A 24,170-nucleotide genomic window follows, 5' to 3' on the forward strand; every position below is an offset into this window, starting at 1 on the left:
CGCCGATGGTACTGCACTCGTGAGGGTGTGGGAGAGTAGGACACCGCCGGACATCTTCCTTGTCAGGGCCATCCCGGTATCGGGATGGCCCTGACACGTTTCCCGGCCGATTCAGGGACGGCCCACCGTTTCCCCGGTCCCGCGGCCGCGCCCTCGGTAGCGTCGACCTGAACGTCGGCTCGACGACCTGGGGAGCGTCATGCGGATCGGCATCATCGGCTCAGGCCACATCGGCGGCAACCTCACCCGCCGGCTCACCGCGCTGGGACACGACGTCACGGTCGCGAACTCGCGGGGCCCGCAGACACTGCGGGCGCTCGGCGGTGAGACCGGTGCGGAGACCGGCACCGTGCAGGAGGCGGTCCGGAACGCGGACCTCGTCATCGTCGCGGTGCCGCTGATGGCGGTGCCCGACCTGCCCGGCCCGCTCTTCGCCGGGAAGATCGTGGTCGACGCCGACAACTACTACCCCGACCGGGACGGCGACATCCCGGAGCTGATGGACGGTCAGGCGTCCAGCCGGTGGACCGCCGAGCACTTCCCCGGCGCCCGGCTCGTGAAGGCGTTCAACACGATTGCCGCTCAGCACCTGCTCGACAACGGCCGCCCGCCCGGCAGCGCCGACCGGATCGCGCTGCCCGTGGCCGGCGACGACGCCGACGCCAAGCAGGTCGTCATGGACCTGGTCGACGCGCTCGGCTTCGACCCGGTCGACGCCGGCAGCCTCGACGACAGCTGGCGGCAGGAGCCCGGCACCCCCATCTACCTCGCCGACCGGGACGCGGACGGCGTACGGAAGGGGCTCGTCGAGGCGCGACGCTGACCGCGTACCACCGGAGGGAGGCCGCCGGCCACGGAGCCGGCGGCGGCCCGTCAGGGCTCGCGACCGCAGATGTAGCGGGGCTCCGCGTCGTAGCGCCAGGTGAACTTCTCCCGCTTCACCACTTTGCCGCCCTTCGTGATGACGCGGAAAGCGTCCTGGGTAAAGCCGTTGATGCCGTTGGCCGGGATGCAGGACGGGCCCGGCTCCAGGTAGATGACCTTCGGCGTGGTGATGTTGCGGCGTGGGCCGTACTCCGTCTTCACGCTGTCGTAGATCTTGGTGCTCCAGATCGACACGGTGATCGTGCTCGACGTGTACGAGGTGTCGATCAGGACGCCGTACGGGGTGTTGTTGCGGAACTTGAAGTCCAGGTCCGGCCAGAAGATGGTCGACTCGATGACCGGCGGGTAGCGGTCGAACCAGTACGAGTGCGGCTTGTGCTCGACGTCCTCCAGCCCCGCGTAGTAGGTGGCGTTGAAGAGGGTCGTGGTGAACTGCGACGTGCCCCCACCGACACCGGGCACGAGCTTGCCGTCGAGGATGACGGGGGCGTCCCGGTAGCCCTGGGCGTAGCCCCGCTCGCCGGTGTGCCCGTTCAGGGAGAACGTCTCGCCGGGCAGCACCACCGTGCCGTCGACGTCCTTCGCGATGGTCACGATGTTCTGGCTGCGCGGAGAGGACAGGCCGCCGGTGAACCGCGTCGTGAACGAGGACACCTTCTCCTTGATGCCCAGCCCGGCCACCTTCTCGGCGGTCAGCTCCGGCTGCGCCGGGGTGAGCTGGCCGGTGACCTCACGCCCGTCGGCCTTGGGCAGGACGGCGAGCAGGTCCCGGCCGAGCGCCGCGCTGTCCAGCTGCTGCCCGGGACGGCCCGGCTCGACCACCTTCGGCCGGCCACCCGAGATGGCCATCCGGGCGTTCTTCGGCTCCACCTCGACCTTCGCCAGGTCGTCGCCGAGCGCGGCACGCAGCCGCTTCACGTCCACCTGCGGGCTGAGGGTGCCCGCCCGGTCGGCGGTGAACCGCAGACTCTTGGCGATCGCCTTCGGCGGGATGCTCACCGACCCCTTGTCGGTGGTGAGCTTCACGGGCGCGGCGACCGCCGGTCGCGCCAGCTCGCCGACGAGGCGGTCCACCTCCTCCGCCGTGGTGGCCGGGTGCGACTCGACCAGCGGCACCGTCACCGGCTGGCCACTGAGCCACCCGCGGCGGACCACCTCGGCGGCGCGCTGCGGGTCGAGCGCCAGCCCGGGCTTCGGGTGCACCGCCTTCGGCTTGGTGCCGGAGAAGCTGATCGCCGGCATGGTCATCTTCCGGACCTGGTCGCCGGCGACCTTCTCGAGCGCGTCCTGCAGCCGGTCGACGTCGACCGACACGACCGGCTCCACCGACCGGGAGCCGACGAGCCGACTCACCGGGTGCGCCTCCGCCTCCGCCGCGGCCGCCACCGTCGCCGCCACGTCGACCGTCAGGCCGACCTCGGCCGGGACGATCTCGGCCGTGCGCTCCCCCACCCGGATCGACAGCGGCGCGGCCAGCTCGGCGGCCCGGCGGTCCAGCGCGGCCCGCAGCTCCCGCGCGGCCTCCGCGCGACTACGACCGCCCAGTTCGGTGCCGAGCACCGTGGTGCCGCGCGGCACGTCACCGGCGTACGCGTAGGCGCCGGCGCCCGCCACGCCGCCGAGGACCACCGTGGTGAGCCCGGCCGCGACCAGCAGCCGGAGCCGGCGCGGGCGGCCCCGCTCCGCCGCGGGAGGTGTGGGCTCGGGCTCGTCGCCGGGCCAGGTGACCGCGGTGACCTGCACGGTGGGTCGGTCGTCGGCGGGGGGACGGTTCTCGCCGTACAGCGTCACAGCAACCTCGATCGCCACGTGCCACCCGGGGGCCCTCCCCGCGCGGACACCTACGGTAACCAACGCCCGGCCGCGCCGGCAGCCGCCGTGCGGCCGTCCCGACGCGGCGTGTCGCCCGGCGTGTCGCCGGAGGCGCCGCCCGGAGGGCCGAGCCGGCGCGGGGCGGGCGAGGCGGCCGGGCCGCCCGCCACCGGTCGGGACCGACGTGGGACCGTGGCGGCATGCGGACCGGCGAGCGGGTGTTTGCGTACGGCGGCGGATGGCTGGACCGGGCGGGCGCACTGCGCGCCGACGGCGAGCGGCTGGACGCGTTGCGCGCCGACGCGCGGACGCGGGTGCTGCCGCTGTGGCGCGACCGCTGCCTCGTGACCGCCGGGGAGGTGCCGGTCCGGTTGACCGGTGACGCGGCGAGCCGGGTGCTCGCCGCCGCCGACGAGACGGTCTTCCTCGGTCTGGACGCCGGCGCGGCGGTCTTCGCGGTCGACCTCACGCCGCGGGTGGAGGCGGACGCGCTCGCGCTCACCGGCGCCGCTGCCGCCGTCGACGTCCGGAGGCTCGCCGGCCGGCTGCCGGCCCCGGAGGCGGCCACCCAGGCGTACGCGCGCGGGCTGTGCTACTGGCACCGGCAGCAGCGGTGGTGCGGCAGCTGCGGCGCGCCCACCACCGCCCGCGACGGCGGGCACGTGCGCGTCTGCTCGGGCGCGGAGTGCGGGCGGCTGCTCTTCCCCCGCATCGAGCCGGCGATCATCGTGCTGGTCCAGGCGCCCGGCGCACCGGACCGCTGCCTGCTGGCCCGGCACGCGGGCGCGCCGGAGGGGGCGTACTCGACGCTGGCCGGGTTCGTGGAGGTCGGTGAGAGCCTGGAGGACGCCGTACGCCGGGAGATGGCCGAGGAGGTCGGCGTCGAGGTGACCGACCTGGCGTACCAGGGGTCGCAGGCGTGGCCCTTCCCGGCCGGTCTCATGGTCGCGTTCCGCGCCACGGCCGCGTCGGAGGAGGTCGCGGTGGACGGCGTGGAGCTGCTGGAGGCGCGCTGGTTCACCCGGGACGAACTGCGTGCCCGGCTGGCGGAGGGCCGGCCGCTCGGACGGGTGGACTCGATCGACCACCATCTCCTGCACGGCTGGCTCGCGGCGGCGGGCTGAGCGAACCGACCGGTCCTCTCCGGCGCTGGTGCGGGGCGTTCTCCACCGTTAGCCTTTGCGCTCATGCCGTCCTCGACCGGTCCACTCACCGCGGTGAGCTCGCACGTGGCGTCGCTGCTGCCCGACCGGCTCGTCGCGGCGGCCATCCGTGCCGTCTACCCGAGGGTCGAGCCGGAGCTCGCGCGCATCGCGGGCTTCATGCCGCGGGGCGGCACCGCCGTGGACGTCGGCGCCTGGTTCGGACCGTGGACCCGGCGGATGCGCGGGCGGGCCGACCGGGTCGTCGCCGTCGAACCGAACGAGGAACTCGCGCGCTGCGTCGAGCGCGCCTTCCCCGAGGTCCGGGTCGTCCGGGCGGTGGCGTCGGACCACGAGGGCAACGCCGAGCTCTTCCTGCCGGAGAACGGCCCGGCCGTCGGCACCTCGTCGGTGGAGTACGGGGACGGCCGCTCGGTGACCGTCCCCCGGGTGACCATCGACGGCCTCGGCCTCACCGACGTCCGCTTCATCAAACTGGACGTGGAGGGCCACGAGCTGCCGGCGCTACGGGGCGCGGCCGAGACGATCCGCCGTGACGGTCCCGTGCTCCTGGTCGAGGTGGAGGAGCGGATCCAGCCGATCGAGCCGATCATCGACCTGCTGGCCGGCTGGGGCTACCGCGGCTACGTGCTGCCCGACCGGGAGTGGATGCCGCTCGCGGACTTCGACATCCAGGCCCACCAGCGGCAGGCGATCGCGCGGGTGCGGCAGGGCCTCGCCCGGCGGGTCGTGCTGCCGCGACCCCGCTACGTCAACTCGGTGCTGTTCAGGCGGGAAGGCTGACGCTGCCCGGGCGCGGCGTGCACGAGGACCGCCAGGGCGACGGTAGTGCACCCGGCGACGGCGACGGCACTCCACAGGACGCCGGAGAACGTGTGCGGCGCGACGAGGACGGCCACGACGACGAGCCCGAGCGCTCCCGTCCAGAGCGGGACGGACGGCCACCGGGCACCGGCCGCGATCTGGGCGTTGACCAGCAGGAAGGCGAGCGCGTACAGCGCCCCCGTGGCGGCGAACCAGGGGGCGTACCCGCCGAGCGACGCGTAGTCCGGCCCTCCGGCGAGGCGGAAGGCGAGCCCTCCGGCCAGGCTGGACGCGGCGACGAGCACGACGCCGCACGCGGCGACCACCGCCAGCGCCGCGGCCCGTGTGCTGTGGTCGCGGCGGGCCATGCGAGGCAGTGCCAACACGGTCACCACCTGGGGCGCCCACAGCGCGCCCTTGGTGAGCACGGTCCCCACCGAGTACGCCCCCGACTCGACCGGCGGCAGCAGCTGCCGGGCCAGGATGAGGTCGGCGTACGACAGCACCAGCATCGCCAGGGTGGCACCTCCGGCCGCCCTGACCTGCCGGAGCCCGAGGCCCGGCCCGGTTCCGGCCGTCGCGGGGGTCGGCGCCGGCCCCGACCGGGCCGTCAGCCGCAGGACCGGCAGGGCGAGGCAACCGCACACCACGCCGGCCGCCAACGATCCGACCAGGCCGGCGCCGAGGGCGAGGCCGCCGATGACGCCGCCGTACCGCCCGAGGGCCAGCACACCCATGCCGGCCGCGAGCCGCAGGAAGCGTTGGTCTCCCTGCAACTCGCCGAGCCATCCGGCGGGCAGGACGACGGTCAGCGCCGCCGCCACCAGCAGGGCGACCACCTCGACGGACAGGTGCAGGGCCGCGACGAACAGCGGCGCGAGGACGATCAGGAGCCCGGCGGTGACGGCGGTTGTGGCGAGGGTGACCCGCGCGGTCGGCGCGGTCGGATGCCGGGCGCGGTGCACGGCGACGGCGGTCTGCAGCGCGAGGCCGGCCACCCCGGCGATCGTGACGAGCGCCTGCGCCGTCGCCAGCGCGCCCACCTCCTCGGCGGGGAGGTGGCGGGCGCCGAGCATCGGCACCAGGTAGGCGAGCCCGTTGGTCAGGGTCGCCGCGACCATCACGGCGCTACCGGTGACCGCCACGCGGCGGGCGCCCGGGACCTGCGCGGTCGTCCCTGTCATACCGGCCGTCCGACTCCGCTTCTCCCCGCGGCACGACGAGGGGTGGGGCGGCCGGCGGGAGCCCACAGGGTACGAGATGCGGGTGGACGGGTGGGGGCGGCGCCCACCTGCCGGCCCGGTCGACCGGTACGCCCCCGAGGGGCTAACGTCTCCCGACACGGCGCGTCCTCGACGTGGTCCCGCCGTGGCCGAAGCCCGACGCCGTCGCAGACCGCTGCCGTCATGGACGACAGGTAGGAGCCGCCGTGAAGCCTCCCGCTGTCCACCGCGCCGACCTGGCCCGATCGGTGCGCCTGTTCCGCGCGTTCCGCAGGGAGCAGGACGATCCCGACTTCTTCTACGGGATGCTCGCCGAGGACACCGTCGGTCAGCTCCGGGCGTACACCGACCTGGCCGGGGCGACCGTTCTGGACGTCGGTGGGGGCGCGGGCTACTTCGCCGACGCGTTGAGCCGGGCCGGGGCCCGGATCGTCTGCGTGGACTGCGACGCGGGCGAGATGTCGGCACGCGGTGGGGTCATGCCGGCCGGCGGCGTGCTGGGCAGCGCGCTCGAACTGCCCGTCCGCACCGGCGGGGTCGACGTCTGCTTCTCCTCCAACGTGCTGGAGCACGTGCCGCGGCCGTTCACGATGGCGGACGAGATGCTGCGGGTGACGCGTCCCGGCGGCACGGTCTTCCTCTCCTTCACCAACTGGCTGTCGCCGTGGGGCGGGCACGAGACGTCGCCCTGGCACTACCTCGGTGGCGACCGCGCCGCGCGGCGGTACGAGCGGCGGCACGGCCGGCGTCCGAAGAACGTCTTCGGCGAGAGCATGTTCGCGGTCTCGATCGGCGACACGCTGCGCTGGGCGCGGCGGCAGCCGACGGCGGAGGTCATCGACGTCCTGCCGCGCTACCTGCCGCGCTGGGCCCGGGGCGTCGTGCGGGTGCCCGGTGTCCGCGAGGTCCTCACCTGGAACCTGGTCGTTGTCCTCCGCAAGCGCTGAGCGGCGCGGGACGCGCGCGGACGACGCGGAGGAGCCGGCGCGGGCCGGGACCCCGCGTGAGCGACTGCGCCTGCACGTCACCGCCGCGCTGACGGCGTTCGTCGTGCTGGCGCCCCTGGTCCGGCCCGGCTACGTGCTGCGGTACGACATGGTCTTCGTGCCCCGGCAGCCGTTGCGGTGGGACCTCATCGCCTCCGACGACGCGCTGCCGCGCGCGGTGCCCCAGGACGCGGTGGTGTCCCTGCTCAGCCTGGCGGTGCCGGGTTGGCTGCTGCAACGGGTCGCGCTCGTCGCGATCGTCTGGTTCGCCGTCGTGGGGGCCGCTCGCCTGGTGCCGGCCCGGCGGGAGCTGACGCGGCTGGTCGCGGCCGTCGGCTACGCCTGGACGCCGTTCCTCGCCGAGCGGATGCTGCTCGGCCAGTGGGGCCTGCTGCTGGCGTACGCCGCGCTGCCCTGGTTGGTGCGCGCGGTGATCGGGCTGCGGGAGGGGCGTCGCGGGTCGCTGGCCCGGTTGACGCTCGCGGCCGCCGCCTCGGCGATCACGCCGACCGGCGGTCTGCTGGCCCTGGTGGTCGTCCTCGTCCTCGTGGCGACACGGGCACGTGCCGGACGGCGGGCCGCCGGCGGGGCGCTCGGCGCCGTCTCCACGCTCAACCTTCCGTGGCTGGTCGCGGCCCTGGTGACCGACGCCGGTGGCCGCTCCGACCCCGAGGGGGTGGCGGCGTTCGCCGCCCGGAGCGAGAACTGGGGCGGCCCGCTCGTGGCGCTCGCCGGCACGGGCGGGATCTGGAACGCCCACGCCGTGCCCGCGAGTCGCGGCGCGCTGCTGGTGCCCGTCGTCACCGCGGGGCTCGTCGTCCTCGCGGTGATCGGGTTCGGTGTGCTGCGTACCCGCTGGCCGGTCGGTGTGGCGCACCGCCTCGGCCTGCTCGCCGTGGGCTCGTTCCTCTGCGCCGCGGTCGCCGTGCTGCCGGCGGGCGCGCCCGCGCTGCGCTGGTTCGTGGCGGAGGTGCCCGGCGCCGGGCTGCTGCGCGACGGGCAGAAGCTGCTCATCCCGTACGCCCTCTGCCTGGTGCTCTGCGCCGCGCTGGGCGGTGAACGCGTCGCCGCCCGGCTCGCGCGCCCGCGGGACCGGCTCGTCCTGGCCGGGCTGATCCTGCTGCCGGTGGCCGTCCTGCCCGACCTGGCGTACGGCGTCGCCGGCCGGCTGGAGCCGGTGCGGTATCCGCGCGAGTGGGCCGAGGTGGCGAGGACGGTCGAGGCCGACCCGGGGCCGGCCCTCTCGCTGCCGATGAGCATGTACCGGTCGTACGGCTGGAACGGGAACACGGTGGTGATCGACCCGATGGCGCGCCACCTCCCGGTCGAGGTGATCACCGACGACACGCTCATCGTCGGTGACCTGCTCGTGGCCGGCGAGAGTCCCCGTCTCGCCCGCCTGCGGGAGGTGCTCGCCGAGCGGCGCCCGTTGGCCGGCACCGAGCTGCGGTGGGTGGTGGTGCAGCACGACTCGGGCGGGTCGGTGCCATCCGAGTCTCTGGCCGGTCTGGAGGCCGTCCACACCGGACCGGAGCTCACGCTCTACCGCAATCCGCACGCGCCGTCGGCTCGGCCGCCGCGCGGGGACGGGTGGTGGGTGGTGGGCGCTCTGGGTGCCGCGTCGGCCGTGCTCCTCATGGCGATCTGGAGCCTGTCGCGGCGACCTACCGCGTGGTAACGTGCGCGCCACGTACATCGATGGAGGAGGGTGCACGATGCCGAAGCCGCTCACCTTGATGCTGGCGGCGGTGATCGGCGCGGCGCTGGCCGTGCTGGCGCTGGGTGCCGTCACCCAGCAGCTCGTCGTCTCGTCGGGCACCGCCGCGAGCAGCGCCGAGGACAACGCGAATCCCGAGCACTACGGCGACAGGTAGCCCTCGGTCGCCGGCGGATCGACGTGCCGGGGCCGGCGGAATTCCCGCCGCGCCGGCATGCCCTCGGTGACCGCCAGGACAAGGCTCCCGAATCGTTCCCCCGATTCCCGCCAGGTGAAGCCGGCGGCGTGCGCTCGCGCCGCCATTCCCATTTCCTGACGGAACGCGTCGTCCGTGAGCAGGTGGCGTACCCGCGCGACGAAATCGTCGGCGTCGTCGGCGAGCATTCCGGTCTTTCCGTCCACGATCGCCTCGGCCACTCCTCCCGCGTCACGGAACGCCACTGTGGGTGTGCCGACCGCGCCCGCCTCGACAATTGTCAGCCCCCATCCCTCTTTCAGTGAGGGTGTCAGGGCGACCCAGGCCGAGCAGAGCAGACGACGCTTCTCCGCTTCCGTCACGAAGCCGGTGAAATGGACCCGGTCGCCAATGTCCAGGGCGTCCACGAGTTCCCTTAGCCGCGTTTCCCACCAGCCCTGTCCCGCCACGACCAGGTGCAGGGTCGGAAAGTCGGGGGCGAGCCGGGCAACCGTTTCCAGAGCGATCTCCACCCGCTTGTGCGGTACGAGTCGGCACAGCACCAGGAGCGAGGGGTGCGGGGTGCGGGGAGCGCCGCCCGGCGCGATCTCCGGGGTGCCGTTGTGGACGACCGTGACGCGGGCCGGGTCAACGCCGAGCACGGCCAACTCGCTGCGGGTGGCGGCCGAGACCGTGACGTAGCGGCACCTCCGGTAGACGTGTCTGGCCAGGCGCGACTCGATCCACCAGCCGAAACGGGCGCCCCAGGCGCCGAGGACGACGCTCCACTGCTCGCGGTGCACGTGGTGGACGAGGATGATGACCGCGCACCGCGCGTACAGCGGCGAGAGGAACGGCAGCCCGTTGCACACGTCGACGATCAGATCGGGCCGGCCGAGGGCGCGGGAGGCGAGCGGACCCAGCCCGGCCAGCCCGGCGAGATAGAGGAGCGCGGCGCGCAGGTAAACGGTGTGTCGACCGCCGCGCCGCACGATTCGTATCCCCGATGGCGTCGTTTCCTCGCGGGGTGCGCCGGGATGGGCGGCGCACAATAGCGTCGCGCGGTGCCCGAGCGCAATCAACTCTTCGGCGATGCGCTCGACATAAACCTCCGAGCCACCACCCTCCGGATTGCGCGTGTCGCGCCAGTTGAGGAACAGTACGTGCCGTCCAGGGCCGTCGAGGGTCTGCACCACTGCTCCTACTGCCGAGTAGTGTTCGTGATTCGCGCCACCCTAAGGCGCTCGCGTCCGAACCCGCAACGGGTTGACGCACGTCAGTCCGATGTGCCCGGGCGGCCGGCAGCAGACGGGAGAGAGGCGAGATGCGCAAGGCACCGCAGCGGGGGGCGGAGTCGGTCTCGGGCGGAACCGCTTCCGCGGTATGGCGATTGCGCGCGGCATCGGTCTGCGTGGCGCTCACGGCGCTGGCGTTTCTTCAGCAACCCGGACTGATCGTGATGGACACCAAGGTCGATCTCGCGATCAATCCCGTCGGATGGCTCGAACGCTCGCTGCACGTGTGGAATCCGGGCGGGTCGTTCGGCCAGCTCCAGAACCAGACGTACGGCTATCTGTGGCCCATGGGGCCGTTCTTCACGGCCGGTGAGGCGCTGGGGATGCCCGCCTGGGTGGTGCAGCGCCTGTGGTGGGCGCTGCTGATGTGCGTCGCCTGTCTCGGGGTCATCGCGCTCGCGGAGCGGCTGGCCATCGGGACGCCGGCCGCCCGGATCATCGCCGGTGTCGCGTTCGCGCTCTCCCCGCGGATCATCACCGAGCTCGGCCCGATCTCCGTCGAGGCCTGGCCCAGCGCCGTCGCGCCCTGGGTGCTCGTGCCCCTGGTCGGCCTGGCCCACGGTGCCCCGATGCGCCGGGCCGTCGCCCGCTCCGCGCTGGTCGTGGCCTGCGCCGGCGGCGTCAACGCCACAGCCGTGCTCGCGGTGGTGCCGTTGGCGCTGCTCTGGCTGGGGATGCTCCAGCCACTGCGCCGTCGTCTCGTCGCGATCTGCGCCTGGTGCGCGGCGGTGGCCGCCGCGACGGCCTGGTGGCTGGTGCCGCTGCTCGTGCTCGGCAGGTACAGCCCACCGTTCCTCGACTACATCGAGACCGCCGGTGTGACGACCCGGGTCACGGACCTGGTGTCGACCGTGCGCGGGGCGTCCCACTGGCTCGCCTACGGCCGCTCCTGGGAGGCCGGCGCCCGACTGGCCACCGACGGCACCCTGATCGTCGCGACCGTCGTCGTCGCCGGGCTCGGCATCGCCGGCCTCGCCCGACGCGGAATGCCCCATCGCCGGTTCCTCATCGCCGGCCTGCTCGTCGGCGTCGCCCTCGTCGGTCTCGGGCACGTGGCGACCGTCGACGGGCTCTTCGCCGAGGGGCAACGGTCCTTCCTGGACCGGGCGGGCGCACCGCTGCGCAACGTGCACAAGTTCGACGTCGTGCTGCGCCTGCCACTGGTGCTCGGCCTCGCCCACCTGCTCGGGGTGTTGGCCCGCGCGGCCGGCGCCGTCCGCCGCCGCTGGCACCCGACGCGCCGGCGGGCGTTCGCGGTGCGGGTCGTCGCGCTGACCGCCATCGCCGCCGTCGCGAGCCCCGCCCTCGCCGGCCAGCTACCGATCAAGGGGAGCTTCGACAGCGTTCCGGGCTACTGGCGGGCGGCCGGTGCCTGGCTGGACGCCAACCTCGGGCACGACCGGGTGCTGGTGGCGCCGGCGGCCCGCTTTCCGACCTACCAGTGGGGCGCGCCGGCGGACGAGATCACGCAACCGTTGTTGAAGAGTTCCTGGGTGGTGCGCAACTCCGTCCCGCTCGCACCCCCGACGACGATCCGGCTCCTCGACGCCATCGAGACGGCGATGTCCAGCGGTGACGGCTCCGCCGGCCTGGCCGACCTCCTCGCCCGGTCCGGCGTACGGTACGTCCTGCTCCGCTCCGACCTCGACTACGGCGCCTCCCGCGCGGCCCGCCCGGTGCAGGTCCGGCAGGCCCTCGCCCGCTCGCCCGGCCTGCGGCCGGTCGTCGGGTTCGGCCCGATGGTCGGCGGGAGCCGGCCCGGCGCCTACCGGGACCAGGGCCTCGACGTCCCGACGAGGGCGCTGGAGGTGTACGAGGTCCAGCGGGCGGTGCAGCAGGTCGTCGCGTACGACGCGAACGCGGTCTCCACGGTCGTCGGCGGGCCGGAGTCACTGCTCGACGCGGCCGCCGCCGGAAGGCTCGACGGGGCGCCCACGGTCCTCGCCGGTGACCTGCCGGACGGGAGCGCACGGGGCCCGGTGGTGCTGACCGACGGCATGCGGCGCCGGGAGCTGACCTTCGGCCTCCTGCACGACAACGCCTCGGCCACCACCGAGGCGGACCAGCGGGCGCTGCTCGGCGGGGTCGCCCGCGACTACCTGCCCCCGTGGGGGGACGCGTACGCCACGGTGGCGAGCTACGTGGGGATCCGGGACGTCACCGCCTCCAGCTCCTGGGCTCAGACGCACCCGCTCACCGGCTCGCGCCCGGCTCACCTCCCGTACGCCGCCGTCGACGGTGACCCGTCGACCTCCTGGCGCACCGCGCCCAGCGCGGCGGCCCGGCAGTGGCTGGAGGTCGAACTCGACGCGCCCCGGACGATCTCGGAGGTGCGGCTGCGGTTCGACACCGGCGCCGACACGCTGCCCACCAGGGTCACCGTCCGGGCCGGCGTGGAGCGGGTCACCGTCGACTCCTTCGACTCGACGCTGACCGTCCGGCTGCCCGGGGTGCACGCGAGCAAGCGGATCCGGGTCACCATCGAGTCGTCCCTGCCCGTGCGCCTCGGTCAGGGTCGGGTCGGCATCGCCGAGCTGGAGATCCCGGGGGTGCGGGCGAGTCGCACGCTGGTCGTGCCGCGCGCGCCGGCCACCGATCGCCCGGCGACCGTCGTGCTCACCGCGGCGCCCACCGTGAACTCCTGCTTCTTCCTCGACGACGTGCCCCGCTGCGGAGCCGGGGTGGCGCGGGCGTCGGAGGACGGCGCGCGGCTCGACCGCACCGTGACGCTGCCGGTGGCCGGCTCGTACGCGCCGACGGTGTGGGTGCGCCCGAAGGCGGGCCCGCGGCTCAGCGCGCTGCTCGACCAGGAGGTCGCGAAGGCGTGGCCGTTGACACTGGCCCCTCGGGTCGCCGCCTCGTCGAGCGGTCTGCCCGACCCGGTGGCCCGGCCCGGCGCGGTCCTCGACGGCGACCCCGCCACCGCCTGGGTGCCCGCCGCCGAGGACGGGAGCCCGTGGTTGAAACTCAACTGGCTCACCACCCGCACCCTCACCGGGCTGCGGTTCACCACGGCGGAGTCGGTCGTCCGGGCCCGCCCCTGGCGCGTCACCGTCATCGGTGACGGGGGCGTACGCGCGGGCGAGGTCGGCAGGGACGGCGTGCTCCGGTTCGACCGGCCGCTGCGCACCGACGAGGTCACCATCATGTTCCGCGCCTCCGAGTCGATGAGGAGCTACGACCCGTACCGCGGGCGGTACGAGCAGCTGCCCATCGGCATCGGCGAGGTGGCGACGATCCCCGCCAGCCCCCAGGTGCACGTGGATCTCGACGCGCTCGTCACGCTGCCGTGCGGCAGCGGGCCCACGCTGCGGGTCGGCGACGACGAGGTGGCCACGGCGGTGACCGCCAGCCGTCGGGACCTGCTGCAGCTGCGCGAGGTGCGCGCGACGGTCTGCGGCGTACGCGGCTCGGACCGTCTCGAACTGCCCGCGGGCGAGCTGCGGGTCGTCGCCGCCGCGAGCGACGTGACCACGCCGACCCGGGTCGTCCTGGATCCGGCCCGCGTCGCCGGTCCGATCGCGACCCCCAGCCCGGTCCGGGTCGTCGACTGGTCGGCGACCGAGCGGCGGCTGCACGTCACGGCGAATCCGGGCGGCACGGTGCTCGCCGTGCGGGAGAACACCAACCCGGGCTGGGAGGCGACCGTCGCCGGGCAGAGGCTCACGCCCATCGTGGTCGACGGTTGGCAGCAGGGCTGGCTCCTGCCTCCGGGCGTCGGCGGGGACGTGCTGCTCCGGTTCACGCCGGACGGCACCTACCGCGCCGGTTTCGTGGCGGGTGCGCTGCTGCTCGGGGTCGTCGTGCTGGTCGCCGTGCTGCCGTCCCGCCGGCCGCCGCGGGCCGTACCGGCGGGACCGGCGCGGCGTCGGCGCGACTGGTTCCTGCCGGTCGCCGCGGGCGCCGTGGCGCTGCTGACCGTGGGCGGACTGTGGGCGGTGGCGCTGGCCGTCGCGGGTGCGGCGGTGATCGTCGCCGTCCGGGTGGTCACCCCGCGCCTGCACAGCAGCGAGCGGCGTGTCCTGCGGCGGGTCAACCTGTGGGGGGCGTGGCTCCTCCCGGTCCTCTGCTTCGGTGCCGCGGGCTGGGTCTCGCTCGTGGATCCGCTCCGACACACCTCGGCGAGCCCTCAGCTGCTGGCGCTGGCCGCCGCCATCGCCCTCTGGTGCTCGATCCTGCCGGCGCGGCGCCGCGCGACCCCGGAGCCCCAGCGCAGCACGGGGCGTTCGACGACGTAGTAGCTGACCGCGGCGACCGCGATCGCACCGGTCACCGTGAGGGCGTACACGCGGAGAGGGTCGCCGGTGAAGTAGGGGCGGCCCTCCACCCGGTAGATCAGGTCCAGGACGAGCGGGTGCCAGAGGAACATCCCGTATGAGAGGGTGCCGAGCCACCGGACCGGAGCGCTGCCGAGGGCCAGTGAGACGAGCGTCGTGGGGCCGAACACGAGAGGAATCATGATCATCACGGCGACGCCCAAATAGAGGCCCAGTTGCGTGGCGAACTGCCCGGCGGTCGGCGCGGCGAGGCCCCGCGGGCCGGTCACCGGGGTGCTGGCCACGGCGAGCAGCCCGAGCGCGATGCCCCAACACGCCAGCGGCGCCGAGCCCAACTGGTCGAAGACCTGCCACGAGCGAGGTGCCGTGGACGTGCGGAGGGCCACGTGGATGGTGGCCAGGACGATGCCGGCGGCGAACCAGGCCGCGTACGAGGGGAACCACATGATGTGCAGGCCGGTGTCGAGGTGTCCGGTCGCCATCGCGGCGATCCAGCCCGCCGTGACGAGCAGGCCGGCGCCCGCGATCGTCACGGTCCGGGCGGGTCGCCACCGCCGGCCGACCAGCGCCACGGCCGCGAGCGGCAGCACCAGGTAGAAGAGCACCTCCGTGGCGAGGCTCCAGGTCTGGCCGAGGCCACGCCTGATCTGTCCGTGTTCGTAGATCTGGGTCAACGTGAGGTGCCGCAGCCAGTCCCCGGTCGGGGCGACGCCGTGCTCCGGCAGGACCGTGAGGCAGACGATGACGGCCAGCCAGTACGCCGGCAGGATGCGGATCGCCCGCTTCCAGTAGAAGCGCCTGGCGCCCGGCGTGCGTGCCCCGGTGGCCGCCGCCCGTGCCCACGGCCGGAATAGCAGGAAGCCGGAGAGCACGAAGAACAGCGCCACGGCGAAGTCCATCATGGCGACCCAACCGCCCCAGCTTTCGCGGGTCGTAACGCCGGTGATGAATCCGACGTGTTGGGCAATCACCGCAACCGCGCCGATCACCCGCACCCCGTCGAGGGCCGGCAGACGCGGAAGCGCGGGGGCGGAAACGGCAGTCAACATCAGACTTCCTGGGGGTCGCGGAGAGAGGTGACTGGAGAGTAACGTGCCGCCAAGCCAGGGACGCGTATCTCGAGACGTCGAAGTCTCGGGCACATGCTGGCTGGCGCCTTTTCGCCCGTTCATTCGAGGAGGAGCAGTGAAGAGGATTGTCGGCGCCGCGCTCTTTGGCCTAGGCGTCCTGTTGGTCGTGAGCGCCGTGGGGCTGCCGCTCTACGTGGCGCCCGCGGTGAGCCAGTTGCCGTACGACCTCGAGCGGTCGACGTCCGTGGCCGAGTCCCCCACCTCGGAGTTCCTGCAGATCAAGGCGGGTGAGGCCACCGTCGACCGGGGCGCGCTGCGGTCCATCGTGGAGGTGCTGCCGCAGGCGAGGACCACCGAGGAAAAGATGACCGGTGACCTCAAGGGCAAGGCGATGGTCTGGGAGGTCTACCAGACGGTCCAGCGCGTCGACAACAACGAAGAGATCAGCAAGTACAGCACCGAACTCGCCATTGACCGGCGTAGCGGTGCCGCCGCCGACTGGAACGACGCCTGGCTCGACGACGGAACCGGGCAACCGGCGAACTACGCGGGCCAGGTATACAAGTTCCCGTTCGGCACCGAAAAGAAGGACTACCCGGTGTACGACCGCGATTTGCGCAGGGCGGTGCCGGTGCAGTTCAAAGAGGTCACCGAGGTGAAGGGCGTCGAGGTGTACCGCTTCGAGCAGGTCGTTCCCGAGGAGCAGTTGCCGCTCGCGGAGGCGAACCTCAAGGTGCTGCTGGCGAAGTTCGCACCCGGCGCCACGACCGCCCGACTCATGTACACCAACACCCGCAGCTTCTGGGTCGAGCCGGTCACCGGTTCGTACGTGGACGTGCGCGACCAGCCCCGGAAGGTGCTCGTGCCGGACGTGGGCCCCACGACCGTCCTGCTCAACGCCGACTTCCGCTACAACGAGGAGACGGTGGACGCCAGTGCGGACCGTGCGGCGAGCAACGCCCGGTCGATCCAGCTCCTGCGCCTGTGGGGCCCGATCGTCCTCGGTCTGCTCGGCCTGCTCGCGATCGCCGCGGGTGTGCTGCTGGCGATCCGGGGTGCCCGGCGGCCCGCGCCCGTCGATCCGGCCGACGAGGAGCGGGTCGGCAGCCACCGGGCCGACGACGGCGAGTCGTCCGCGGGGGCGGCCGGCTCGGTCGAGGCCACGGTGCCGGATCAGCGGACGTCGACGGAGCGCCCCGCGGCACTCTGAGCCACGCCGACACGTGCCGCACGCGAGGCCGGTGGGACCGGTACGCCGGGCCCACCGGCCTTCGTCGTCCTCGCCACTCGGCGGGGCCGGTCAGCGCTTGGCGGCCAGCACGACGAGGATCGAGGCGAGGGAGGGCCGGCGGCGCATGACGGTGTCCAGCCAGGCCATGGCCCGCGGGACACCGTGGAAGGTCGCGCCCCGCAGGGTGAGCGGCTCGAACCCCTCGCGGCGCAGGAGGTCGAGCAGCGCGGTGCGGTTGAACAGGCGGAGGTGACCGACGGGTCGGTTGTCGGTCTTGAGACGACCGAGCGCGCCGGCGCCGACCTCCGTCGAGCGGGTGGAGGTCTCGTAGAAGATCGGCTGGATGCCGGCCAGGAAGAGCGCCCGGTTGTACCAGGCCTGCAGGTTGGGCGTGGTGAGCACCAGGTGTCCGCCCGGGCGGAGCACGCGGGCGCACTCCTCCAGCATGCGGTCCGGGTCGTAGAGGTGCTCGATCACCTCGCCGGCGTGCACCAGGTCGACCGAGGCGTCCGGCAGCGGGATGCCCTCGCCGAGGTCGCAGCGATGGAACTCGTAGGGCAGCTCGGCCGCCCGGGCCAGCTGGTGCGCCGAGTAGTCGACGCCGATCCAGCGGATGCCCTGGGGCGCCACGGTGGCGGCGAGGTGCGCGAGGAAGCTCCCGTCGCCGCACCCGACGTCGAGGACGGCCGCTCCGGGCTCGGCGCGCCCGGCCAGCGCCGTGCGGACCAGGTCGGTCGCGATGTGCTGGCGCTGCCGTAGCGGAGGTGACTGACTGCCCCAGCCCTCGGGGCCGTAGTGATCGATCAGCGCCACGCCGCAGAGCATAGTGCCGGGACCGGGCCGGATGGGTGCCCGAGAAGGCGTACGTCCCCGGCGGGGCCGGCGTGGTGAGTCACCACCCGATGGACGGCCGCATGGGCGTTACGGGATTGTGACCTGTCAATGCGTGTGACACTCTCCGTGGTGGACGTCGGCCCTAACTGTCGAATTTGTCCTCAACTGGACCTCGAAGATATCCACGGACGTTGACGTCGCGTCACAGCGGGGTGCGGGGGTCGGAGCGCAGAGTTACCGGCTGGTAATTGGGGGCTTGTGAGCTGGGCCGCACCGGGTGCAGGATCGACCTCGGCTCGTTACCAGTCGGTAACAGAGGACGCGCCCCGCGACGGGGCTGCCACGTGGAGGGGCTGACCACCCGCGCGTATCCACCCGAGGAGGAACCCGTGCAGGAACGGTACGAGAAGCCGGGGCGTACCCGGTGGCGGCGGTTCGCCGCGATGATGGTGCCCGCCACGGCGGCCGCCGGCGCGATCCTGTTCGGCATGTCGAGCGGCGCGATCGCGTCCGACATCACCGTGTCCGGGCAGACGTTCAAGATCGGCGCGGAGCGGCTGGAGGGTGACGGCTTCAAGCAGTACGGCGGGATCGTCCGCGAGAAGGGCAAGGACGGCAAGGTCCACCCGGTCGCCATCTCCGAGATCGGCAGCGCCGAGCTGTACAAGCTCTGCCAGTCCGTCCGCGCCGACCTGCCGGGCCTGCCGGTGGTGCTCACCATCAACGCCGGCCACGGCCAGGAGCCGGCCCGCGCCAAGGACCTGTTCATCGCGATGGACGACCTGGAGGGCAACGCCACCTTCCGCAACATCAGGATCGGCCGGGACGCGAGCGACCTGAACCCGACCGCCCAGGCCGGCTCGTTCGGCCAGAACTCCGACCACGTCACCATCACCGGCCTCCGGCAGACGTCGCGCTACACCACGGCCGCCACCTTCAACCTGACCGGTCTCCGGCTCAAGGTGAACGTGGGTGACGACGCGAAGGGCAAGGAGTGCTTCTGAGCTGAGTGATGGCCCGCGGTGGGCATGCCGCGGGCCATCCTCGCCCCGAGAACCCGTTCCCGACCCTCGCCCCGAAGGGTCGTGCCCCGATCCTCGCCCGCCCAGGAGGATTACGTGTCAACCGCCAACCCCTCGCCCGTCCGGCCCGGTGGACCGGCTCAGGCGTGGCGGAGCTTCCGCCGCTGGCGGCAGAGCCGGCCGTTCTGGGGCGGGCTCCTCGTCGCCCTGGCCGGGGTGGAGATGCTCGCCTCGACCCGGCTGACCATCAACGGCCTCAGCTTCTCCAGCGGAGCGACCGGCCTGCACGCCCTGCTGATCCCGGTCATCCTGGCCACGTGCGGGCTGCTGCTGTGGCTCACGCCGGCGCAGCGGCCGTTCTACTCGGTCGTCGCGGCGGTCACCTCGGTCTACTCGCTGATCGGCCTCAACCTCGGCGGCTTCTTCGTCGGTCTGCTGCTCGGCATCGTCGGCAGCGCCCTGGCCTTCGCCTGGACGCCGGCCGCCCGACCCGCCGCCGCCGCGCCCGGCGACGAGGCTCGGCCGGGCGGGACCCCGGCGGTGACCGACCCGCCGCCGCCCTACCCGGGACCGGCGCCCCGCCCCCGCCCCGAGGCGTCCCCCGCCTCGTCGAGCGCAGACGCCACCGGCCGGACCGCGCCGGCCGAGACCGGCCCGGCCGGCGACGGCACGGCACGCGGACCGGGCTCCGGCGGCGGGGCGGTGAACCCCCGCTTCTTCGCCGTGGCGCTGCTGGTGCTCGGTCTCTGCGCCACCGCGCTCGTCGCCGCCCGGCCACGCGCGGTGCAGGCCGCGCCCGCGCAGGCCCCGCGAGCCGCCACCTGCCCGACGAGGTCGACACCGGCGACGCCGTCCCCCTCGGCCAGCCGCAGCGCACCGGCGACGACACCCACGGCGAGCCCGAGCGCGAGCGCCGAGCCCGAGCGGACCTCGGACGGCAACATCATCACCGACATCCTCGAAGGCATCGGCGACCTGCTCACCGGCGGCCGGCGTGGGCGCGACGCGACGCCGTCGCCCACGGCGACGCCCAGCCCGACGTCGAGCGCCACACCGAGCGCCTCGCCCAGGACGTCCGCGCCGACGAGGGCGCCGACGAGCGCGCCGGGCGGCGCGGACGGGTGCGCGGACCCCACCCCGGCGCCGAGCCGGCCCGGCAAGGTCGAGGCCGGCAGGCTCCTGCCGCGGATCGCCCCCGACCCGGACCAGCCGAGGGTGGCGCGTACGCCGTCGAAGCTCACCGGCTCCTCGGTCACCATGACCGGGCTGCGGTTCGAGGGGATCACCGACCTGCCGACCGAGGGCGGCAGCCTCAAGGTGTTGAAGTTCAGCATGCGCAAGGCGGTCACCGACGACTTCCTGCTCCGCGCCGACGGTCCGCAGGGGCGCAACCAGCTGTACGCGACCGACCGGCTGACCGTGCAGGGGGATGTGGCCTTCTACACCACCCGGTTCGTCGGCCGGCTGCTCGGCATCAAGGTCACGTTGACGCCCGACCTGCCCTTCCCGGACGGCATCCCGATCACCTCGCCGATCCCGATCACGTTCACCGACCCGGTGATCGACCTCGCGTTCATCACCACGGACACGCTGACCGCGCGACCCACGCTGCGGCTCTCCCTCGGCTGACACCGAGCGGTAGCGGCGGACCCCCGCCAGCCCGCACACCGAGCACCGCCCGCTGAAGACACGGGAGCCGGCGGCACGTCGTACCGCCGGCTCCCCGGAATCGTCGCCCCGCCGGCCGCCGCCGGACGGCGACCGAGGCCGGTCAGAGCCGGGCGAGCGCCCGGCGCAGCGGGTCCAGCCCGAGAGCGCCCAGGTCGAGCGCCTGGCGGTGGAACTCCTTGAGGTCGAAGTCGGCGCCCTTGCGGGCCTTCGCCTCGTCGCGGGCCTGGAGCCAGATCCGCTCGCCCACCTTGTAGGACGGCGCCTGCCCCGGCCAGCCCAGGTAGCGGTTCAGCTCGAAGCGCAGGTTCTCGTCCGGGATCCGGCAGTGCGCCCGCATGAACTCCCAGCCCAGCTCCGGCGTCCAGCGCTCGCCCGGGTGGAAGCCGAACGGGTTGTCCCGGGGAATCTCCAGCTCCAGGTGCATGCCGATGTCGACGATGACCCGGGCCGCGCGGAACGCCTGCGCGTCGAGCATGCCGAGCTTGTCGCCCGGGTCCTCCAGGTAGCCCAGGTCGTCCATCAGCCGCTCGGAGTAGAGTGCCCAGCCCTCGCCGTGCCCGGAGACCCAGCAGAGCAGCCGCTGCCAGCGGTTGAGCTTGTCGGCCCGCACAGCGGTCTGCGCGACCTGGAGGTGGTGGCCCGGCACGCCCTCGTGGTAGACGGTCGTGACCTCTCGCCAGGTGGAGAACTCGCTGATGCCCTGCGGCACGGCCCACCACATCCGGCCGGGGCGGGAGAAGTCCTCGCTCGGGCCGGTGTAGTAGATGACGCCGTCGCTGGTCGGCGCGATGCAGCACTCGATGCGGCGCACCTGCTCCGGGATGTCGAAGTGGGTGCCGTGCAGCTCGCTGATCGCCTTGTCGGCGAGCGCCTGCATCCAGTCCCGGAACGCCTCCTTGCCCTGGATGGTGCGGGCCGGGTCGGCGTCCAGCGCCGCCACCGCCTCGTCGACGGTGGCGCCCGCGCCGGAGATGCGCGCGGCCACCTGCCGCATCTCGCTCTCCAGGCGGGCCAGCTCCGCGAAGCCCCAGGCGTACGTCTCGTCGAGGTCGACCTTGGCGCCCAGGAAGTACTGCGAGGCCAGCTCGTAGCGCTCCCGGCCGGCGGCCTGCTTCTCCCGGCCGAGCGGGGCGAGCTCGTTGCGGAGGAACTGGCCGAACTCGGCCGTCGCCGCGGTGGCGGCGGCCGCGCCCCGGCGCAGCTCGGCACCGACGCTGCCCTCCGCGCCGAGCCGCTCCACCAGGCCGTGGAAGACGTTGTCGGCGTTCGGGTCGACCCAGATGTCGCACTGCTTGGCCGTCTCGATCAGCTGCACCTTCGAGCTGACGTGCCCGGCGGCCGCCGCCTCGCGCAGCGTCCTCTTGTAGCCGTCGACGGCGGCGGCGAAGGCGTTCAGCCGGGCCGCGATGTTGGCCCGGGCGTCCTCACCCTCCGTCGGCATCAGGTCGAAGACCATCCGGAGGTCGTGCACCGCGCTGGCGATCACGTTGACCTCACTGGTCGTCTCGCCCGCCTCGTAGCGGGCGAGGTCGAGGCCGAGTCGCTCCTGCATGGCCTCCTTGGCGGTGCGCTCCGCCTCGGTCTCCGGCTCGGTCACGTCGAGGTCGGCCAGCGTGCGGCGGGTCAGATCGGCCCGGGCCGCGTACCCCTCCGGCGACAGGTCGTCGAGCTGGTCGTCGTAGCCGGTGATGCCGACGTAGGTGGCCCCGGTCGGGCTCAACGCCGCCCAGTCGGCGACGTAGCGGTTCGCGAGTTCGTCGATTCGTCCCACACGGCGACCCTACGTGACCTGCCCCGGCCCGTGTCGACCGTGTTGCGCGCCGACGCGTCCCGTCGGCCGACACCACCGGTCCCGGTGGTTCCTGTGGCGTCCGACACCGCGTGGCGAAAGGTGCGCGACAATGTCGTACGGCTTCGGCAGAGTGTCAGGGGTGACCGACCACTCCACTCCTGACCGGCCGGCTCTCCGCAGCTGGTTGCCGGGATTCGTCGCCCTGGCCGCGATCTGGGGCGCCAGCTTCCTGTTCATCAAGGTCGGGGTCGAGGAGCTGCACCCCCTCCAGCTCACCCTCTACCGGGTCGTCGCCGGTGCGCTGACCCTGCTCGTCGTGCTCGCCGTGCTCCGCGACCGGCTGCCCCGCGATCCGCGGGTCTGGGGCCACCTCACCGTGGTGGCCGCGTTCGGCGTCGCCATCCCGTTCACCCTCTTCGGCTACGGCGAGCAGCGGGTCGAGTCCATGCTCGCCGGCATCTGGAACGCGACCACGCCGCTGATCGTCCTGCCGCTCGCCGTGCTGGTCTTCCGCACCGAGCGGCTCACCGCGCGCCGTGCCGTCGGGCTCGCGCTCGGCTTCGTGGGCGTGCTGGTGGTGCTCGGTGTCTGGGAGGGCGTCGGCGGGTCCCACTTCCTCGGCCAGCTGATGTGCTTCGGCGCGGCCGCCTGCTACGGCCTCGCGATCCCCTACCAGAAGCGGTTCGTGGCGAGCAGCAGCCACTCCGGCCTCTCGCTCTCCGCCGCGCAGCTGCTGCTCGCCACGGCGCAGTTGGCGATCGTCACGCCGCTGGTGGCCGGGGCGCCGCCGCTGCCGACCGAGCTGTCGCCGCGCGTGGTGGCCAGCGTGCTGACCCTCGGTGCGCTCGGCACCGGCCTCGCCTTCGTCATCAACATGCGCAACATCCGGGTCGCCGGAGCGAGCACCGCCTCCACCGTGACCTACCTGATCCCGGTCTTCGCGGTGCTGATCGGCGCCGTGGTCCTCGACGAGCGGATGAACTGGCACCAGCCTGTCGGCGCGCTCGTCGTGCTGGTCGGCGTCGCGGTCTCGCAGGGCCTGCTCGGCCGCCGTCGTCCGGCGCCCGTCGAGGTCGGGGCGCCCGCGGCGCCCGCCGCCGAGCCGGCCCGCCGCTGACGGACCGCCACCCCGCCGGGTCAGGAGTGCTGCCGGGCCCAGTCGACGAGTTCCTCCGCCGACCAGGTGTTGACCACCCGGTCGGCGGGCACGCCGCAGCGGGCCGCGCGCTCGCAGCCGAACCGCTGCCAGTCCAGCTGCCCGGGCGCGTGCGCGTCCGTGCTGATGGCGAAGCGGCAGCCGGCCTCCAGCGCGAGGCGGATGAGCCGCTTCGGCGGATCCTGCCGCTCGGGCCGTGAGTTGATTTCCACGGCCACGTCGTGCTCGGCGCAGGCGGCGAAGACGGCGTCCGCGTCGAAGTCGCTCTCCTTGCGGGTACGCGCGCGGTGCCCGCGATCACCCGGCCCGGTCACCCCCGCCGGCCGCGAGGAGACCATCCGGCCGGTGCAGTGGCCCAGGATGTCCAGGTGGGGGTTCGCGATGGCGGTGAGCATCCGCCGGGTCATCTTCGAGCGCTCGTCGTTCAGCCCGCTGTGCACCGAGCCGACCACCACGTCGAGCCGGGCCAGCAGCTTCTCGTCCTGGTCGAGCGAGCCGTCGGCGAGGATGTCCACCTCGATGCCGGTGAGGATGCGGAAGCCCTCGGGCAGCGCGGCGTTCACCTTCTCCACGTGGTCGAGCTGGCGCCGCAGCCGGTCGGCCGTCAGCCCCCGCGCCACCGTCAACCGGGGCGAGTGGTCGGTCAGCACCACGTACTCGTGCCCCAACTCGACCGCGGCCAGCGCCATCTCCTCGATGGGCGAGCCGCCGTCCGACCAGTCCGAGTGGGTGTGGCAGTCGCCGCGCAGGGCGGTGCGCAGCGCCGTCGCCTCCGCGTCCAGGTCGCTGCCCTCGGTGGCGAGCAGCCGGCGCAGGTAGACCGGCTCCTCGCCGGCGAGCGACTCGGCCACGCAACGGGCCGTCACGTCGCCCACGCCGGAGAGCTCGGTGAGGGTGCCGGCGGCCGCCCGCTCGCTCACCTCCGCCGCCGGCAGGGCGGCGAGCGTCTTGGCGGCGGACCGGAACGCCCGTACGCGGTAGGTCGCCTCGTTCGCCCGCTCCAGCAGGAACGCGATCCGCCGCAGGTCGGCGATGGGGTCCCGGGCCTTCATCCCAC

General features: G+C 73.6%; 17 protein-coding genes and 1 pseudogene. 11 read left to right on the forward strand and 7 right to left on the reverse strand.

Going from position 1 to position 24,170, the window contains the following annotated elements; genetic code table 11:
* Nucleotides 1-199 precede the first annotated feature (199 nt).
* Complete coding sequence (locus SM573_RS06775) at nt 200-823, forward strand: NADPH-dependent F420 reductase (RefSeq protein WP_474611481.1); 624 nt, start codon at nt 200-202, stop codon at nt 821-823.
* Nucleotides 824-873: 50 nt separating this feature from the next.
* Here the strand turns inward: SM573_RS06775 and SM573_RS06780 are convergent, their stop codons facing one another.
* Nucleotides 874-2,676 (reverse strand): VanW family protein, encoded by a 1,803-nt coding sequence (locus tag SM573_RS06780; protein WP_474616038.1) that lies wholly within the window; start codon nt 2,674-2,676, stop codon nt 874-876.
* A gap of 221 nt (nt 2,677-2,897) precedes the next feature.
* Between SM573_RS06780 and nudC the strand changes: the two genes are divergently transcribed.
* Together nudC and SM573_RS06790 are read left to right on the forward strand one after the other, a co-directional pair.
* Nucleotides 2,898-3,821, forward strand: a complete 924-nt coding sequence (gene nudC, locus SM573_RS06785) for an NAD(+) diphosphatase (RefSeq protein WP_474611480.1) — start codon at nt 2,898-2,900, stop codon at nt 3,819-3,821.
* Between the two features lie 63 nt (nt 3,822-3,884).
* Nucleotides 3,885-4,643: an FkbM family methyltransferase gene (locus SM573_RS06790; RefSeq protein WP_474611479.1), complete on the forward strand. Its 759-nt coding sequence runs from the start codon at nt 3,885-3,887 to the stop codon at nt 4,641-4,643.
* Here SM573_RS06790 and SM573_RS06795 read toward each other — a convergent pair.
* Nucleotides 4,607-5,848 carry a lipopolysaccharide biosynthesis protein gene (locus SM573_RS06795; RefSeq protein ID WP_474611478.1) on the reverse strand — a complete coding sequence of 414 codons (1,242 nt, stop codon included), beginning with the start codon at nt 5,846-5,848 and terminating at the stop codon, nt 4,607-4,609. The two genes, SM573_RS06790 and SM573_RS06795, sit on opposite strands and share 37 nt — an antisense overlap.
* Nucleotides 5,849-6,093: 245 nt before the next feature.
* Here SM573_RS06795 and SM573_RS06800 point away from each other — a divergent pair, with 245 nt between their 5' ends.
* Genes SM573_RS06800 through SM573_RS06810 form a run of 3 tightly spaced genes read left to right on the forward strand, consistent with a single transcriptional unit; the run spans nt 6,094 to nt 8,747 of the window.
* The gene (locus SM573_RS06800) at nt 6,094-6,834 is read left to right on the forward strand and encodes a class I SAM-dependent methyltransferase (RefSeq protein WP_474611477.1); all 741 of its coding nucleotides are present in this window, start codon (nt 6,094-6,096) and stop codon (nt 6,832-6,834) included.
* Complete coding sequence (locus SM573_RS06805) at nt 6,815-8,551, forward strand: MmpA family trehalose lipid delivery protein (RefSeq protein WP_474615747.1); 1,737 nt, start codon at nt 6,815-6,817, stop codon at nt 8,549-8,551. The genes SM573_RS06800 and SM573_RS06805 overlap by 20 nt, the downstream gene beginning before the upstream one ends.
* A gap of 37 nt (nt 8,552-8,588) precedes the next feature.
* A complete protein-coding gene (locus tag SM573_RS06810) occupies nt 8,589-8,747 on the forward strand; it encodes a hypothetical protein (protein WP_474615748.1) in 159 nt (52 codons plus the stop codon).
* On the opposite strand, the gene SM573_RS06815 is transcribed toward SM573_RS06810, so the two are convergent.
* Nucleotides 8,732-9,958, reverse strand: a complete 1,227-nt coding sequence (locus tag SM573_RS06815) for a glycosyltransferase family 4 protein (RefSeq protein WP_474615749.1) — start codon at nt 9,956-9,958, stop codon at nt 8,732-8,734. The genes SM573_RS06810 and SM573_RS06815 overlap by 16 nt on opposite strands.
* 131 nt (nt 9,959-10,089) lie before the next feature.
* On the opposite strand from SM573_RS06815, the gene SM573_RS06820 reads away from it, so the two are divergent.
* A complete protein-coding gene (locus SM573_RS06820; protein ID WP_474615750.1) occupies nt 10,090-14,298 on the forward strand; it encodes an alpha-(1->3)-arabinofuranosyltransferase domain-containing protein in 4,209 nt (1,402 codons plus the stop codon).
* Here SM573_RS06820 and SM573_RS06825 read toward each other — a convergent pair.
* Nucleotides 14,190-15,383 carry an acyltransferase family protein gene (locus SM573_RS06825; protein WP_474616039.1) on the reverse strand — a complete coding sequence of 398 codons (1,194 nt, stop codon included), beginning with the start codon at nt 15,381-15,383 and terminating at the stop codon, nt 14,190-14,192. The genes SM573_RS06820 and SM573_RS06825 overlap by 109 nt on opposite strands.
* A gap of 139 nt (nt 15,384-15,522) precedes the next feature.
* On the opposite strand from SM573_RS06825, the gene pgfA reads away from it, so the two are divergent.
* Nucleotides 15,523-16,617 carry a cell envelope lipid trafficking protein PgfA gene (pgfA, locus tag SM573_RS06830; protein ID WP_474615751.1) on the forward strand — a complete coding sequence of 365 codons (1,095 nt, stop codon included), beginning with the start codon at nt 15,523-15,525 and terminating at the stop codon, nt 16,615-16,617.
* A gap of 90 nt (nt 16,618-16,707) precedes the next feature.
* Here pgfA and SM573_RS06835 read toward each other — a convergent pair whose 3' ends face one another.
* On the reverse strand, nt 16,708-17,451 hold the full coding sequence (locus tag SM573_RS06835; protein ID WP_474611471.1) for a class I SAM-dependent methyltransferase: 744 nt from the start codon (nt 17,449-17,451) through the stop codon (nt 16,708-16,710).
* A 410-nt stretch (nt 17,452-17,861) separates the two neighbouring features.
* Between SM573_RS06835 and SM573_RS06840 the strand changes: the two genes are divergently transcribed.
* Both SM573_RS06840 and SM573_RS06845 read left to right on the forward strand, forming a co-directional pair.
* Complete coding sequence (locus tag SM573_RS06840; RefSeq protein ID WP_474615752.1) at nt 17,862-18,476, forward strand: DUF6230 family protein; 615 nt, start codon at nt 17,862-17,864, stop codon at nt 18,474-18,476.
* Between the two features lie 114 nt (nt 18,477-18,590).
* On the forward strand, nt 18,591-20,123 hold the full coding sequence (locus tag SM573_RS06845) for a DUF6114 domain-containing protein (RefSeq protein WP_474615753.1): 1,533 nt from the start codon (nt 18,591-18,593) through the stop codon (nt 20,121-20,123).
* 142 nt (nt 20,124-20,265) lie between these two features.
* Here the strand turns inward: SM573_RS06845 and SM573_RS06850 are convergent, their stop codons facing one another.
* Nucleotides 20,266-21,936, reverse strand: coding sequence for a DUF885 domain-containing protein (locus SM573_RS06850; protein WP_474611468.1), 1,671 nt, complete (start codon nt 21,934-21,936; stop codon nt 20,266-20,268).
* A 160-nt stretch (nt 21,937-22,096) separates the two neighbouring features.
* On the opposite strand from SM573_RS06850, the pseudogene SM573_RS06855 reads away from it, so the two are divergent.
* Nucleotides 22,097-23,212: pseudogene (locus SM573_RS06855) on the forward strand (DMT family transporter); the annotation flags it as partial.
* Here SM573_RS06855 and SM573_RS06860 read toward each other — a convergent pair.
* Nucleotides 23,095-24,165: a PHP domain-containing protein gene (locus tag SM573_RS06860; RefSeq protein ID WP_474611467.1), complete on the reverse strand. Its 1,071-nt coding sequence runs from the start codon at nt 24,163-24,165 to the stop codon at nt 23,095-23,097. The pseudogene SM573_RS06855 and the gene SM573_RS06860 sit on opposite strands and share 118 nt — an antisense overlap.
* Nucleotides 24,166-24,170 lie beyond the last annotated feature (5 nt).

The organism is Micromonospora xinjiangensis (assembly GCF_056150165.1).